This window comes from Rummeliibacillus sp. JY-2-4R (assembly GCF_053847205.1).
The window spans coordinates 1,791,274-1,808,633 of sequence record NZ_CM132623.1 but is presented as its reverse complement, the minus strand read 5'-3'; the positions used below and the strand labels follow the sequence as shown (position 1 = coordinate 1,808,633).

The 17,360-nt window shown below is 35.6% G+C and carries 12 protein-coding genes; all 12 read right to left on the bottom strand.

Annotated features, from left to right (window positions below; all coding sequences use genetic code 11):
• Positions 1 to 411: a hypothetical protein gene (locus ACWV26_RS08710; protein WP_455897954.1), complete on the bottom strand. Its 411-nt coding sequence runs from the start codon at positions 409 to 411 to the stop codon at positions 1 to 3.
• Positions 412 to 4,872 (bottom strand): type VII secretion protein EssC, encoded by a 4,461-nt coding sequence (essC, locus tag ACWV26_RS08705; protein ID WP_455897953.1) that lies wholly within the window; start codon positions 4,870 to 4,872, stop codon positions 412 to 414. It abuts the gene before it with no gap.
• Positions 4,873 to 4,883: 11 nt separating this feature from the next.
• The gene (gene essB, locus ACWV26_RS08700) at positions 4,884 to 6,161 is read right to left on the bottom strand and encodes a type VII secretion protein EssB (protein WP_455897952.1); all 1,278 of its coding nucleotides are present in this window, start codon (positions 6,159 to 6,161) and stop codon (positions 4,884 to 4,886) included.
• Between the two features lie 15 nt (positions 6,162 to 6,176).
• Entirely contained in the window at positions 6,177 to 6,428 is a 252-nt protein-coding gene (locus ACWV26_RS08695; RefSeq protein ID WP_455897951.1) for a type VII secretion protein EsaB, read from the bottom strand.
• Positions 6,421 to 6,891, bottom strand: coding sequence for a type VII secretion protein EssA (gene essA, locus ACWV26_RS08690; protein WP_455897950.1), 471 nt, complete (start codon positions 6,889 to 6,891; stop codon positions 6,421 to 6,423). Before essA ends, ACWV26_RS08695 begins: the two co-directional genes overlap by 8 nt.
• Positions 6,881 to 10,279: a type VII secretion protein EsaA gene (esaA, locus tag ACWV26_RS08685; protein ID WP_455897949.1), complete on the bottom strand. Its 3,399-nt coding sequence runs from the start codon at positions 10,277 to 10,279 to the stop codon at positions 6,881 to 6,883. Before esaA ends, essA begins: the two co-directional genes overlap by 11 nt.
• 150 nt (positions 10,280 to 10,429) lie before the next feature.
• Positions 10,430 to 10,726, bottom strand: a complete 297-nt coding sequence (locus tag ACWV26_RS08680; RefSeq protein ID WP_455897948.1) for a WXG100 family type VII secretion target — start codon at positions 10,724 to 10,726, stop codon at positions 10,430 to 10,432.
• Positions 10,727 to 11,239: 513 nt separating this feature from the next.
• On the bottom strand, positions 11,240 to 11,461 hold the full coding sequence (locus ACWV26_RS08675; protein WP_455897947.1) for a hypothetical protein: 222 nt from the start codon (positions 11,459 to 11,461) through the stop codon (positions 11,240 to 11,242).
• Positions 11,462 to 11,473: 12 nt separating this feature from the next.
• A complete protein-coding gene (locus ACWV26_RS08670; RefSeq protein ID WP_455897946.1) occupies positions 11,474 to 12,964 on the bottom strand; it encodes an NCS1 family transporter in 1,491 nt (496 codons plus the stop codon).
• A 323-nt stretch (positions 12,965 to 13,287) separates the two neighbouring features.
• Complete coding sequence (gene preA / locus ACWV26_RS08665) at positions 13,288 to 14,559, bottom strand: NAD-dependent dihydropyrimidine dehydrogenase subunit PreA (RefSeq protein ID WP_455897945.1); 1,272 nt, start codon at positions 14,557 to 14,559, stop codon at positions 13,288 to 13,290.
• Between the two features lie 20 nt (positions 14,560 to 14,579).
• On the bottom strand, positions 14,580 to 15,923 hold the full coding sequence (locus tag ACWV26_RS08660) for an NAD(P)-dependent oxidoreductase (RefSeq protein WP_455897944.1): 1,344 nt from the start codon (positions 15,921 to 15,923) through the stop codon (positions 14,580 to 14,582).
• Between the two features lie 13 nt (positions 15,924 to 15,936).
• The gene (gene hydA, locus ACWV26_RS08655; RefSeq protein WP_455897943.1) at positions 15,937 to 17,355 is read right to left on the bottom strand and encodes a dihydropyrimidinase; all 1,419 of its coding nucleotides are present in this window, start codon (positions 17,353 to 17,355) and stop codon (positions 15,937 to 15,939) included.
• Positions 17,356 to 17,360: the final 5 nt, after the last annotated feature.

Genomic DNA, 17,360 nt, shown 5'->3' with positions numbered 1-17,360 from the left:
TTATCCCTCCTTCGCCGCTTTTGCTTTTGCTTTTTCTCTATCACGTTCTTCTTGTTCTTTTTTCCATCTTTCTTCATCTGCTAATTGTTGATAATGACCAGCACGTTCATCTGCAATCGAAATGGCTGATGTATACTCAATCTTCTCGTTTTTTAAATCCGTCATGAGCTGTTCCATTTTTTTATCTACTAATGCCTGCTTTGTTTTATAGAGATCACTTGGAAATCCTTCGTTTTTTAAATATGGATGTTCTTGCATATAAGTATTTGTTGAATCCTCTATATCCTTAATTCGATCAAGTAAATTCTCTTTATCTGTTGTTAAAGCACGAGATAGTTGGCGGTACATTTTCGCTTTGATTTCATAACCACTTAAACCCCAGTTAAAAATGTTTACATCTTCCCAAGCCATTTACATCACCCCTATTTTCATTGCGGATAGGATTTTTATTTTTTCAGTATGATTTCCTAAAATATAATACGCTTCATATGCATTCAACTCTTTTTCACGATATGGTCTTTGTGCTTCTAATACGGATTGATCATTTAAACGGACCATTGAAATAGCAGTATTTAATTTTTTCAGTGCAGTTGATGCTTCATCATAACTTCTTGTCATTTGACTATTCATACCGATAATTAGATGAATACCATAATTCGCGCCATCTGTAATAACTTTTGCTAGCTGAGATTGAGAGGTAGATGTCAACTGATTATTTAACGCTTCCATATCGGTAAATAGTACAACTATTGGGCTTAAATTCAAGATAAATTCACGTAATGAAGAGATACCATTCTCTCGTTGTTCGACATACGCCAGTTTGCGAGCTTCCATTGCTTCTACTAACTGTTCAATTAAAGCTTGTGTATCGTCAAGTTGTTGAACATATTGTGATTTATAACTTTGTAGAGAGCTATAAATAGCTGTTACTTGATCGACAATTAAGAGTTGTGGCTCAATTTCTGCTTGTTCCATTGTGTATAAAATAGCCTCATATGCTTGCTTAAATCGAATTTCTGCGTCAGCAATAACAAGCAAATGTTGCTGCATCGTAAAGTCGATTGATACAGCCTCTACCTTTTCCATATCTACTGCTATTGGTAATCTGCGTTTTGCATAGGCTTCTTTTACCGATGGCAATGCAAGGAAGAATTCTTCTGTCACACTTTCAGGTACCATTGGAATTGGTGCAGGTAATGAGCCGTTCCAGCTTAGGCTAATTTCATCGATATGGTTGTGAAGGTTTGCAGATAATTGAAGTTCATCTTCACCTTCTGCAGGTAATGCCACTTGTATCAGCGTTACATCATCAAGCTTTATGAGTGCCCGACCTGGAATTTCTTCTGCTGCAATATCGGATTTTCCGATAATACTTCTGCTTTCTGACTGATCAATCAAATATAAGACAATTTGTGTTTTAATATTAATCAAAATCGGTGTTCGAATTGCCAATTGTCTGCTAGCTGTCATGACTAGGAAGATTCCTAATCCTACTCCGTCACGTGCAATCTTCGCCATCAAATCATCAAATTGATCTTTTAATGAAGATTCATTTGCAGCATCCATCACATCTACAAAAATTACTATATCGGGTAATGCTTCTTTTGTTAGTTCTTTATACATGGCTGATGTGGAAACGCCATACTGACTTAGTAGTTTTTTGCGTGTTTTGATTATTTCAGCTATACGCTTCATCCATTTATGTAGCTTTTGATCTTCATCTAGTCGAATCATATCTGCTGCATGGGGAAGTTTGCGTAAAGGCAGTAATCCGTTTGTTCCAAAATCAAGTAAATAGAAATACACTTCTTCTGGTGTGTAGTGGTCTGCTAGTTGCATTGCAATCGTTTGGAGCATCGTACTTTTCCCATATCCAGGACTAGCAAAAATTGCGACATGACCATCTTTTATAAAATCAAGAGTGAATGGTGTTTGTAATTGGTCATGTGGTAAATCGAGCATGCCGATTTGTGCAACTAAATGATTTTCTGAACGTGGTTTGCTTATTTCAAATCGATTAATTCTTTCTCTTAGCGGTGGTAACCACGGTCTTGGCAATGCTTTGACATGCTCTGTTAACGCTGTTTTATGAATTTCTTCAATAACAGCTTCTAATTCTGTTACTTGTTGTTTTGGCATGACTTTATGCGTTAAACCACTTAAATCTTCAGTTAGTACTTCAAATTGACCAAGATCATTAATGGTATAGATCGTAAAGTCTTCAACATCTTCATTTGTTTGGTTTCCTTTGTACATTGCACCACTCCAGGCGCTTTGGAACAATTCATACACTTCATTGTTCCCTACTTGCAAATAAGCTCGACCTGGCTGTGTTATGTCAGCCGCATCCTTTGTTTTCAATACTTCGTTTGAATCACTTTCGTTTTGCACTTTCAACGCTAATTTGAATTTAGAGTTGGACCATATTTGATCGTCTACAACCCCACTAGGTTTTTGGGTAGCAAGAATCAAATGTATGCCTAGAGAGCGACCAATACGTGCTGTAGAGACAAGCTCTTTCATAAATTCTGGTTGCTCAGCCTTTAACTCTGCAAACTCATCGGAAATGATAAAGAGTTCTGGCATTGGCGCATTGACAATATGTTCCTCATAAAGCTTTTGATATTGATGGATATGATTGATTTCATATTTCCCAAAGATTTGCTGTCTTTTCCGCAACTCTGCTTTTATCGAAGCTAGAGCTCGCATTGATTGTGCACCATCTAAGTTCGTAATGGCGCCAAGTAAATGAGGTAAGTCTTTAAATAAATTCGCCATACCTCCGCCCTTATAGTCGATTAACAGGAAGCCTACATCGTATGGGTGGAAATTTGTGGCTAATGATAAAATATACGATTGAATAATTTCTGATTTACCAGAACCGGTCGTACCTGCAACTAAACCATGTGGACCATGTGCTTTTTCGTGTAAATTTACGGACACAATATCATCCTTACCTCTTACTCCTAGTGGCACAGCAAGACTTTTATATGGCTTATGCTTTTGCCATCTTGATGCCACTTGCAATTCTTGAACTGTCTGGACACCATACATTTCCATATATGTAATGCTTTCCGGAATACGGTTTTCAAGGTTTTGAAGATGTTCGTATGCTGCTAATCTTCTCGATAATTCTTCAAGTAAATGATTTGGCATAACGGAATCCAATTGGAAGGATTGCTTTTTCAATTCGCCATTTTGGATAAATAACTCACCTGTTGTAGAATCTTTTATGCGAATAACCGTCGTAATATATTCCGGTAAAGATTCCATTACATCTTGTACATAGATAACCGAAACACCTATTGTACTGCAATCTTCTTGTAATAGTTCCATGATGGAATGATCCATAATGATGGTTTCATCTGTGATCACGAGTACGAATTGTGGAGTATAGACCGTTTTATCTTTTGTATTTTTCTTTTCAACTTGTTGTTTGCGTTCTTTTAAAATTTGATATAGGGAATTCATCACTTGTTCTCTTGAACGTTCATGGTATACAAAAGACCGAACATTGATTGCTTGTAAACTTGCATGTGGTAAAAAGCGCATCCAATCCCATTGTTCTTTTTCTTGTTCTTTGAAGACCATCACAAATTGTACTTCATGGTAGCTATGGAAAAATGCGAGCTGTGCAATCATTTGTTTTAGTTGCTGTAAAACAAGCGGACGTTTGCCGATATACCCTACTGCTCCATTCATCAAATCCGCAATGATGGGCGCATGCTCAATTTGCTCATATTGTTGTTTAATTTGAATGGCTTTTTCCATTAAAGAATCTTCTTCTAGTGTAAATTCTTCCATGTTTAGTTTAATTGGATAACTTGCATCAATCGTTCCTTCACCTAAGCGATAATATAAAAAGTCATTGTGGAATGGCGCTTTTTCATACATTCTTGCTGATTGATTTCGTAATAATTCTATTAGTTCAGGCACTTTTGGATAGTGATATTTGAGTGCTTCATTTTGCTCATGTTGAACTTCGTATAATTCTTTTGATTTACCTCTTAAATAGGCATTAAATTTTACATCGCGTTCCTTCATATCTTCCTTATACTTTTTAACATTTCGAATATAGGAAGTGATGGCATAAATAATGGTGACAATAGTCATGGATAACATGACTATTATGTAAATTCCTGTTGGTCTGAAAATAGAAACTAATAGCATCGCTGCCATCATAACAAGTGGCGGGACAATAATACGCCCTAACTGTTCACTAGGTTTTGTCGGACGAGTGGGCGGTGTTGCAATCACTTTTTCATCATCTGGCTGATGATACCTGACACGTGGTGAGCGATGAAACGTATTCTTGAAAACTGTTGGTGCAACATGAATTGGTTGCAATTGAACTTGGCAGCTATTTGCAGGGCAAGTAATCGTCATTATTTCATTTGTGACTGTAAGCAAGATATTTTGAATAGAGAGTAAATCCCCATCTTGGAATATTCCTTTTGTCATAGCTCTGTTGTTTATATAAATGTTGCCTTCAACTGCAAAAAAAGAATATTCATGCGAATTTTCTTGATGAATGATGATTCGATCAGGTACATTCTCTGCCAAAACAATATCATTTTCTACTTCATGACCAAGTGTCCATTTTGTTACATCAAATAAGTCGTAGTGCATTTCCTCTGCTTCAAAAAAAGTTAGTGCAACATTTGATAATATTTGCTTTTGGTTAATTCCTAAAGTATTGTTGTCAATGCTTAAATTTTCTCCATCCCATGTACAATGGATTTCCTTACTCAGAGTCGGGATCGTGATGGTAGCTGTTGGTTTTGCGCTAATTGTTAAATGTTCTTGTTGCTTTTTATGAAATTCGTAGCGATGAAAGCTATTTTCTTCTACTACAGTTAATAGATAACGCATTTCATCACCCCCTACTCTTTACTCTTTTCTTTTTTGTCACTTTGTTTTTTCAACGCTTCTTGCTTTTGTTGTTCCTCTAGCTGTTGTTGCTGTTTTTCTTCAAACGCTTTTTGAGTTTTCGATTCTACTGCTTTTCTTGCTGCATCCTCTTCCTCTTGAATCGCTTTTAATTCACTGTCAATCTCGTTTAATTTAGCATCCTTTTTATCTTGTTCCATTGTGGTATTTTTCTTTAATTGATCTTCATACAGTTTTAAACTGTATTTTATTAAATCATTGACATCTAAACTATGAGCAAGTTTTAGACTTTCACTAAAGTTATTACGTGCAATTTGAATCCAATAATTTAATAAACGTTCATCTGAAATGGAAGATATTGAATTAATCGAATTCGTGATCTGTTCATCTTGCAATCCGCTCGTTTTAATACTCGAAATTGCATACATCTTTTTTATACTTTTGGGTAACTGATTGATGTCTTGTTCTTTTAATATTTCTTTTACATCTACATAATTTTCATTGATAAAGGAAGCGTTGGCATCGTTATATAACTCTTCTGTAGGAATTTTAGAGCTAAAAGCATAGAGGACTAATGATAATAGAATGATGCTAACAATAGACAAAGATAATGTAGCAATTTTGAACCCTTTGAATTTTGTTTTAGAAACCTTTTGGAATTTTTTAATCGACTGTTTCCGTTCTTTTGTATAATAGTCCATTAATAATGCTTGTAGCTCTGCTACACTTTCAGTTTGTTGAATCGCTTTTTCAAATGCAGTGTTATTTGCTCGAGCGAGTGCACCATTCATCAAATCATCAAATTGAAATTCTGTTGAAAATGCTGCAATTGCTAAACATTTATAAGCCTTTAAAAAGTCTATTTGCGTATTTGTTAATGGCGGAAGTACATTTTTGATTCCACGGTAAATCATCAACGGCATTAGATTAATGTCATAAACTAAATTATCGGGATGTAAAATGATCGTTGTTCGACCATTTAATAATTTTGAAAAACGTCCTATATTATGTAAAAGTCGTAGCTGTTCTACTCTTTCTAGCTTTTTTATGGAGTCATATGTTTTAAATTCTTTTAGTGAATAGTTAAATTCAAGGTTTTCACCTGCTATTATTGTTTCTGAGGGTAAGAAATAGCTGGTATCCTGATTTAGCAGTACTAATTCTTGCTCGGATTTAAGTGCAGTATCTGCTAGAGGTAAAGCAAGCAAAAGCATATGTTCTTGCTGATTTACATCAAATTCAATGTCTCCTATTTTGAGTGTTTTTTTCATTTCAACATTCCCCTTTTAAATTTGTTCGTTTTCGATAATGAGGATCTCACCATTCGAAATTGAACCATCCGATAATCGATCTTCTGCTTGAAGTGTTCGTTGCTTCAAGGGTAACTTGATTACACTATTCAAATTAATTTTCTCGTTTAGACTGGTTGATAAGGCAATGAATAATTGTTTGACGGTCATTTTTTTTGATATGGCCAAATCGTAAATACCTCCACCACTACGTGTAAAATCAATTGTCACTCGCACATGATTATTCATTTGATTCACCCACATTCAATTTTTTCAGGTAAAGGAATACTCCAAAACATAGTACTGCAATGACTAGAAAAAGAATTGTAACGAAGAGCCAGCGATTTGCTGAACTCTCCGTTTTAATGTCCTGTTGTATATTACTTACACTGATTTGTTCTTGAAATAAACCATTGGTAGATAGCGTATCTTGTTTTTTCATAAAGCCTTTTTGAAAGAGGGCATTCATACTATCTGATTCTTTATTCTTCTCATTTTGTTTGATTTCGTTTTCTAATTTAATGCTGTCATCCGTAAAAACGTCCTCTGTACCTTTAATCTTGTTTTCAGTCGAATCGATTTTGGTTTTATCTTGATTAATTCGGTTGATATCAATCGTAAGATTTCCATTATTCTCCTCAGCTTGAACAGGAGTGTTGAAACCGAACATGAACCAAACTAATAGTAGAGCTATACTCCATTTATGCTTCATGAAGTACCTCTTCTTTCTTTCTCATTAATTTAAAGACACATAAGTTAATAACAAAAAATACGATGGTTGCAATGGCCATTGCAGTCATTGTTATGAAGCTTCCACTATTGCTATTTAATACATTTGAAATGCTATTTTCTAAATAGTGCAATGGTGATAATCGAGAAAATTCTCTAATCATTGGTGATCGTTCAAAGTCAAATCCAAGCGCTTCTGTGAAGAATAAGTACATACTGATTACGAGTAAAATGATGAACATGCCAAACATTTTAAATTGGCGTAACAGGTATGTTGCTGCAAGAACTAATAAAGTCATTAATAATGTAACAATCGTAATCCAAATAACAGGTGAAACAGCAATCGATTTATAAACTGCTAATGATACGGCGCCAACAATTAATCCTTCTATAATTGCTACGATTGTTGTGAATAGAGTTATTGGGAAGTTTTTTGAAAAGATTCCTTGATCCTCTACATTTTCAAAATCAGACTTTTTAAAAGTGAATCGTTTAAAGCCTGACATGACATAAGCTGTAAATAATGCCAAGAATGATGCAATGACAATTAAATAGAAAGTGGTACGTGTATCGCGAGCATTTTCAATAGATGATTTTGTCATATTGATAGGGTTTGATAAGAAATCATATAAATCTTCATTTGGCGCATTACCAATTTTACTATTTGCCAATACGTTTCCAAAGTTCATGGCATATGTGTTATCTTTTGAAACTTTTGTAACTAAATCATTCGCTAATCGGTCTGCTTTATTTGTGATTTCCGTACTACCATTTTTCACTTGTGTTGCAGTTTTATTGATGTTATCAAATGAATCGTAAACTGAACTTGCTTGTAAGTTAGCCTCTTTTGCATTTTCTGCAACTGTACTACTAGATGTTAGTAAATTTGAAATTCCATCAACTAAGTCAATTGTTACTTGACCTTCTTTATCATTTTGGTCCTTTACTTGAACACTCGAATCTACAAGACTGTTACTAGCTTCTCTCCATTGTTCAGCTTGTGGTAATAGCAAATCGATTTCATCATATTGTTGTTGAGCAATCGAAGTTGCATCATCAATTTGTTGCATCAATGTTGGGAAGTTTTCTAAAATACCATTAATTTCATCATTGTATGTGTTTATTTGTTCATTAACATCTCTCAAATCAGTAGAAAGTTTATCAGTTGTTTCATCAATTAATGATTGTTTAATCGTTGAAATAATAAAATCTTTCATTCCTTTATTTGAAAGTACATAATAAAGGGAATCTGAGTTAGCACTTCCAATTTGTTCAAAAGTACTTGAAGAAAGTCGAGCAAATTGTTCTGGATTCGATACATCTATATCAAAATACAAGTTGAATAATGCTTGTAAGCGTTGATAATTCCATATTGACATGACAACTTGAGAAGGAATATCTTCTTGTGTTGCTAAAGTTGTTTGAATTTCATGATGAATCGTATCATTGGTAATTGTTTTAGTTTGGTTGTTAGAATCCTCTGCAGGTTCTGACTCATTCTCTTTTGGTTGCACTTTTTGTTGATTTTGATCTGATGGATTTGTGCCATCCTGTTTATCTGTTTCTACTGCTTGCTTCGTATCATCTTCTGACTGTGTATTTCCTGTTTCTTTATTTAAATCCGCTTCCTTATTTGCTTCCCCAGCCGTATCTTCTTGTTGGGGTTCTGTTTGTGATTCCGGTTGTTCAACAGTTGGGTCTGCCGTTTGATTTTGTAATTCTTCCACTGGATTAGTTGGCAAAGATACAGGCGTAATCAAACGATGTACTAATGCAGTTTCTGTAACTTCATCATGTCTACTTAATGTCCAACTCCAATTTGTTGGAGATAAAATATCTATACTTGGATCAACTAATGCAAATGTCGCAATGACTTTTATTTTTCCCTTTGGCATTGCTGGTAACTCGATTGTTCCAGGTTGAATTGTGAAGACGTTGCCATTTGGCAATGTTAATACAATATTTCGAGTCACAAAACCGTTTGGCGCATTGATTGTAAATGTACGATTTCCTGCTTCTTGCGCTGGTATTTTCACTTCATCTGTTAATACTGTGCCATCTGACATTAGTTTTTGTTTCATTTGTTGAATGTAATACTGAATTGAAAATTGACCGCTTGAAACAACTGGATGACCATTTTCATTTGCATACTTCTTGGCTGCATAAATGATTTTAGCTAATTGATCTTTTGTTTGAGGAGAAACATCCAAATTATTTAATTGTTTTTCATCAAGTGAAGGCAATTGGTCAATCGTATGCAAAATATTCTTTTCAATATTACTTTTTGGTACTAAAAACAATGTATCAAGTTTAGCTTTATTTTCAGGGTCAGATAAGGAATCATTCAATGAATCTGAGATGAGATCCGTTACTTCTGTTGAAATAGTATTGTCAATCCGATCGTTTAATACTGAAGTATATTGCGTAATATTATCTCTTGTTGAAGTTAGGCTTGTTTGAATATCTGTTGATAAGTTTGAAGTATCTTCTCCAAGTTTTTGACTCAATAAAAGCTGCTGGTCTTTCAAATACTGGATTGAATCCTCCGTGTTATTTGCTGTTACAGTATTATTATTTTCGTTGATTAGACTAACAAGATTATTGAAGCTGTCATTTCCTTCACCGAGGTATTGTTGCATAATATCCATTGTTTGGCTTACTGTTGTAATCCCATCTTGACTATTTTGTGCATCTTTTGAAAAATTGGTTAAATCTTTGTTAAGACCAGTAAAAGCATCTTTTGTAACACTCGTGCTATCATCAATCTGCGTTAAACTACTTGTATAGTCTTTTAATGGATCATGAATATTTGATGTATAACTTGCTGCCAATTGATCTTGCTTTTTTACAATGTCACGAACATTCGTTTGAGCTGTTTGTAAATTCCCAATAACACTTGCAAAGAAAACATCGATAACTTTTTGATTGAAAGAATTTAATAAGTCACCTGAGATTTTTTGTGCTTGTGCTTTCGTTATTTCGTTATCTGATTCATTTAATTTATATAAAAGTTTAATTGGTTCAGGGCTTACACGATCAATTGAAAGTGCCCGTTTAGTAAAATCATTTGGAATAGTAATTGCCATATTGTATCGTTTATCTGCAATTCCATCTTCCGCCTCTGCTGTATCTACTAAGTGGAATCGATGCGTATCATTATTTTCTAAACTTTTTTTAAACTCTTCCCCAAAGTTATAAGTTTTTCCATTATAGTCCACTGGCTCATCTAAATTAACAACTGCAACATCCATTTTGAAATTTGCTTTTTCAGTTTTTTCTTTTGTCGCAGAGTTAAAAGGTATGTATGCGATAATCGCTGCAAGAAGTAACGCTAGGACGATAAAAAGTGGCAAACGATATTTTTTGATCATTTTTACACCTCATTATTTCTTCATATAAATACAATAGGACCGTCGAAAATTTCAACGGTCCTAAAGTACTTTAAGTATATTAGTAGGTTTACTACTTTTTTGAGCTTCATGTTGTACGCAGTGAACCTTCGTTGAATAAACTAGGTTGGTTTATTGTAATCCGAAGTTTTTAGAAAGCTGTAAGTCATGTTGTTCTACAGCATCTGCAGTGTTATCAAGTTGAACTTTAATATCATGTAGTAATTCTGCAAAATTGTTTACTTTTGGTTTTAATTGTTCGAATTGAACATCAAATTGTTCAAAAGCTTTACCTTCCCATTCAGAACGTAATTGATCTTGCAAAGCTGACAATTCACTTAGAATTGTTTTAATTTGATCGCTACTTGAACCATATTTAGTTGCTCTGCTTTTTAGTTCCTGTGGAGTCATACGAATTTGCCCTGCCACGTTTACCAGCTCCTTATCACTATATAATTGCTCACGACTAACGCAATGAAAGCTTTGTACATAGAAAATTTTATGTGAAAAGAACTATAACGGTCAATTAAATATATATTAGTATAATAATAATCTTGATATCGAAATATTTCCAAATTTTAGTTAAAAGTGAGGTATATAACGGTTTAGCAGATTTAAATGACAACTATTTTATTCAATGCCCAAAAGTACCATTTTGAAAATTCCTCTTTTGTTTTTGAGTTAAATTCTATAGAAAACGATATGTATAAAGTCATAATTCACGAAAAAAAAGCACCTTTTCTAGTTTTCGACAAAATTCATCAGGTACATTTTATTCATAAATATTTTATTCTAGCATTTCTATTGTCTTAATTTTCCATTCCTGCATCAAAAATGGCTAATTCCTAGCATATTAATATTCTAATATAATTACTGCTTTAAAAAACTGTAGCCAAATATATTTACTTGCTTGGCTACAGTCTACTTTTATAAAATCGCGAATTATTTTTGTAGTTGTTTGCTTAACTGTTCCCGTAATTTTGCCGAGAGATGTTTACGAGCTTCAGCAGTGGTAATTAACATATTTTCTTGTTGTTGTTTTTCATTAACAAGAACTACTTGGGCACCATCTAAGTTTTCTTCAATAGACTTAATACTAAATTGCTGATTTAGAAATGCTTCCAACTGTTTAATTTCTATAATTACCTGTAAATATTCTGACATAGAATCTCCCCCTTATGGCTGCTTTCCATCTGTTGAGATATTTTGCACAACTTCAGGTATTATTTCTGGTTGTTCGGCCGGATCAATCTTCCAATCTCTTCCTGCTGAGATTCCTAGGAATCTCCCATCATCTGGATCTTCTATTTCTTGTTGTGGATACTTTTTGAACCACCAATATTTTGCAGAGAAGTAATATAAAACAGCTCCTACTATAAATCCAATTAAAGATGAATAGGTTGGGAATAGATTTGCAATAATGCCACCTAAAACAAATGAGATCAATCCTGCTAAATTAAAACCACCCAAATATCTAAATTGACCATTAGTCTTGTAAAGCTCTTGAACATTGACACGACGTTTACGTAATAAATAATAATCAGCAAATAAGATACCTACTATCGATGTTAAGATGCCCCCAATAATAAGTAATACTGAATTTAACATCTCGAATAGGCTCCATGGTTGAGATAATGTACCAATAATACCTGCTATTACGACACCGACCCAAAATGGTACCCGAGGACCACCAATATTAGAAAAAATGGTCGCTGCAGGTATGACATTTGCAGATGTATTGGTAGACCATTGTGCAAGTACAATCATCAACAAAAGCATAGCAAGTATAAAACCACTTGCCGATTGTTGTAATGCATTGATTGGGTCAGCTGAGGCAACGGCCATATAGCAAACTGCTCCAATTACAATCATAAAAGTATTGACAATCGGCATGATGATGAGTGAACCGACTAATTGAGTACGATTTCGTTTAAACCAATTACGCTCATTTGCAGGTGCTTTAAAAAATCGAGATAAAGTTGGCATATCTGCAGCCAATGTTGCCCAGAATCCCATATTTGCCATTACAACAATCATAAATGCTGTAAGTGCTGCCATTCCGGTAGTTGGAGATTCCACCCAAGTCCAGACATTTTTTCCTGTAGCCTCTGCTTTGTCTGCGAGTGTCATATACATCCAGCAAGAGATTAAGATAATGATAGGTGCGGCCAAATCAGCAAAACGCTCAATTGATTTAATACCTAGAGATGTATTGAAAAGTTGTAAAACTGCAAATAATAGGAAGCAAATAAACCAGTTATCGAAACCAAACAGGATATTCAATATTCCATTGATAGCAAGTGCTCCAAAGTACGTATTAATCCCAAACCAACACGAGGCTGTTATTCCTCGCATTAAGGATGGTAAATGTGTGCCGATTGTACCAAATGGTGCTCGCATATAAACGGGAAAGGAAAGGCCATGTTCTATGCCAATATCTCCGATGAGTACCATAAAAATCCCGATAAGAATGGAACCAACAAGTGTTGCAAGTATAAGCATCGGCATTGATAAATGAATTATGCCCCCTGCCCCTATTGCGAATGCTGCAAGTACGATTGCCATTCCAATCCAAATAACTGAAAATCCAAATGCACTAACCTTGCGTTGATCCTGTGGAATAGGCAACAAATCTGGAGACTTTAAATAATCATTGTTATTGTTCATATCAATAACCTCCATATTCGAATAGTCCAGTGGCATTTTCTATTTTCAAACTTGCATGATGCAGATATTAACTTTTTAAAAAGTGAAATTTCAATCAGTGGGGGATTTCCGATGTAGGAAGTTTTAGTGCCAACGAAAAATTACTATGGCGTTTTTAGTTGGCTATTCCCCACTGAACGTAAGGGACTAAAGGTGAAGTATGACACATCAATTGCAACATCTAACGTGACAGCCAACCAGCCTCATCGTTTTTTTGACTTCCAATTACTCCCCCACCTATTTTCCTTGTGATACCGATTCTAACAGGTGGGGGCAAAAGCCATTTATTGCGGCACAAATGGTTTAAGTAATGTTTGGCGTTCGTTCCATGTCATAGATGGTACTGTTTGAGGCAGTTCTTTCATAGAAATAGCACCTTCTACAGGGCAAACAATTGAACATAAATTACAACCTACGCAATCTTCTTCCCGTACTCTTAGCATAGGCTTTCCGGTATTTGAGTCTGTGTATCGTTCAATACATTGATGGGATGTATCTTCACATGCAATATGGCATTTGTTGCAGTTAATACAGACATCATTATCAATATTCGCGACAATTTTATAATTTAGATCGAGGTCACCCCAATCCGAATATCTTGGAACTGAGCGTCCAACCAAATCCATGACTGATGCTAGACCTTTTTCATCTAGATAGTTATTTAAACCATCAATCATATCCTCAACAATATTAAAGCCATGATGCATCGCTGCAGTACATACTTGGACGCCAGTAGCACCCATCAGTAAGAATTCAGCTGCATCTTGCCAATTGGAAATGCCACCGATTCCGGAGATTGGGACATTAATCTGTTGATTTCTTGCACATTCTCCTACCATATTGAGGGCAATTGGTTTTACTGCTGGTCCACAATAGCCTCCATGCGCTCCTTTTCCTGCAACATGTGGAATTGTATTCCATGTATTTAGGTCAACACCTGCTAAACTATTAATCGTATTTATCATACTGATAGCATCAGCACCACCTTGTACTGCAGCTTCTGCTGTGACCGTGATATCTGTGATATTAGGTGTTAGTTTAACGATGACCGGTTTTTCCGCTACTTCTTTGACCCAAGCTGTTTGTTGTTCAACTAGTGCAGGTACTTGACCTGAAGCTGCACCCATCCCTCGTTCTGCCATACCATGAGGACATCCAAAATTCAATTCGAATCCATCTACTCCTACATCTTGAACTCGCTTTACAATTTCATGCCATTTCTCTTGTTTTGGCTCCACCATAAGTGAAGCGATGATTGCGTGATTTGGAAAGCGTTTTTTGGTTTCATAAATCTCTTTTAAATTGAGATCGAGTGGTCGGTCAGTGATTAATTCAATATTGTTAAAACCTGCTACTCGTTGTCCATTGAAACTAACTGCAGCAAAACGAGAGGATACATTTAAAATCGGGTCCCCTAGTGTTTTCCAAACAGCCCCACCCCATCCAGCTTCAAAAGCTCGTTGTACTTGGTAACCAGAGTTTGTCGGTGGTGCAGATGCAAGCCAAAACGGATTGGGTGATTCAATACCAGCTAAGTTAATTCGTAAATCTGCCATAAAAGTCCCCCCTCAAGGAATTACGCGATTTCGGATCTACTCTTGAATTGTTGGTGAATAGCATAAGCACAGTCTTTTCCTTGCTGTGCAGCAGATACAACTGTTGCATCTCCATAGCCATTGCCATATATGATATCACCACATGCAAAGATTTTTGGATTAGATGTTTGAAGTGTTTCAGGATCTACTTCAACTATTCCTCTATTGGATTTTAGTCCAAATTGTTCGATTAGATCTAAATGGCGAGTTTGTCCAATAGCTCGAATAATTGCATCCACTTGGACAGTGAAAGTTGAATTCTCTATTTCAATTAGTTTTGCCTTTCCTTCTACTTCTTCACCTAATTCCATTTTTATACATTCTAATGCTGTGACATTCCCGAGTTCATCACCAATAATGCGTTTTGGTAAAGCTAGAAATCGGAATTCTACACCCTCTTGCTTAGCAAAATCATATTCAAATGGATAAGCGGTCATTTCATTTTCTGTTCTGCGATAAATAATTTGGACATTTTCAGCACCTAAACGGACTGAACAAGTTGCAGCATCAATTGCTGTATTCCCTGCTCCTATTACTGCGACGCGTTTACCGATGAACTCATTTGTTATTTCTTGTTTTGTACTTTTTACGAATTCAATGGCATCATAGACTCCGTTTAATTGTTCTCCTTCAATTCCCAATAACGGTACATTATTCATCCCAACAGCGAGTAACACTCGATCATAATTCGTTAAGAGTTCATTTACTGAAATATCGTCCCCTACACGATGATTTGTTTTAATCTCTACCCCCAATTTTTTTACTTCTTCTACTTCCCACTGTGCTATATGTTGTGGTAGACGGAATGAAACAATGCCGAATTGGTTTAAGCCACCAGCTTCTGATTCTGCTTCAAATATAGTTACACTATATCCTAATCGACTCAATTCTCGTGCGGCAGAAAGGCCTGCAGGACCACTTCCGACAATAGCAATTTTTTTGCCGTTAGCAGGAGCTGCTTCGAAAAGTGTAATATCATTTTCTCTGACCCAGTCCGTTGCATAACGCTGTAAGTCTCCGATTTTAATAGGTTTCTCTTCATGATTAAGCACACATGCTCCTTCACAAAGTTCTTCAGTCGGGCAAACGCGGGCACAACTTGCACCTACAGGATTTGCTTCTAAAATAACTTTTGCAGACCCTTTAAGATTTCCTGAAGCGATTTTTTTGATGAAACTTGGTACATTGATACTTGTTGGGCATGCTTTTATGCATGGTGCATCATAGCAAAATAAACATCGGTTCGCCTCAATAAGAGCAGCATATTGCGTAAAACCGCCATACGCTTCTTCAAAATTCTTCTCTAAAGAACTTAACTCTTTCATAGAATCCCCCCTGCTATTTTGTTGGAATTGATTCTTGTGCAACTGTTTTTTCTTCTTTTTTCACTTCACGTCGAATAAATTTTCCACTTCCAAGTTTGCCAACGAATTCTTTCTCTTTAATCACATATTCTCCACGGATTATTACACTAACTGGTTCACCCTTTACTTCAAGGCCTTCAAATGCATTATAATCAACATTCATATGATGCGTTTCTGCAGAAATCACTCGATCCACATTAGGATCAAATAAGACAAGATCTGCATCTGAACCAATAGCAATCGTGCCCTTTTGTGGGAATAGACCGAACGTTTTCGCTGCACTTGTTGAAATCATATCAACAAATTCATTGAGTGAAATTCTACCTTTTGCTACACCTTCTGAATACAGAACACTGAAGCGATCTTCGATAAACGGCCCTCCATTTGGGATTTTCGAAAAATCTTCTCGTCCTAAATGTTTTTTACCATTAAAACTAAATGAACATTGATCTGAACCAATGGTTTGAAGTTGTTTTGCTTTAAGTGCATTCCATAGTACTTCTTGGTGTTCTTTCGGACGGAGTGGAGGTGACCAAACATATTTTGCTCCTTCGAAGTTTGGTTTTTCTAAGCAGGTTTGATCTAGAACTAAATATGGAGGACATGTCTCACCATAAACTTGATAGCCTTTTTCGCGAGCTCGAATGATTTCATCTACCGCTTGTTTACAAGTTACATGGACAACATAAAGTTTCGCACCAGCTAAATTTGCTAGTTCAATCGCACGTTTTGTAGCTTCACCTTCTAATTCTGGGGGACGGGTTAGCGCATGGTAAATAGGCTCTGTATGACCTAAGTTTTTCGCTTCTTCAACTAATTCATCTATGACAGATCCATTTTCACAATGCACCATGACAATGGCATCTTTTTCCTTGCCAACTTTAAATGCTTGGAATAATGTTCTGTCTGTTGCTTGGAATTCTTTTGCATAGGCTAAAAATACTTTTACGGAATTGATTCCTGCAACTTCTAATGCTTCTGGCAGTTGTGCCAATGTATCTTCTGTTAAATCTGCAATCATTAGATGGAATCCATAATCAATTACTGCTTTATCCTTAGCCTTTTTATGCCATTTATCTACTGCATCTAGTAATCTATTTTCTCCTGTTGTTAAACAGAAATCTAAAATTGTGGTTGTTCCACCAAACGCTGCAGCAATTGTGCCTGATTCCCAATCATCATCTGTTACTGTATTGTTGAAGGGCATGTCTAAGTGAGTGTGAGGATCAATTCCACCAGGGAAAACATATTTGCCTGTGGCATTGATGATTTCCGCACCCTCTGCTCTTAAACCTTGTCCTATTTCTGTGATTTTGCCATCCTCAATCAATAAGTCTGCTTTGTACTGATCTGCTGAAGTTACAATCGTTCCACCTGTAATAATTTTTTTCATACGAT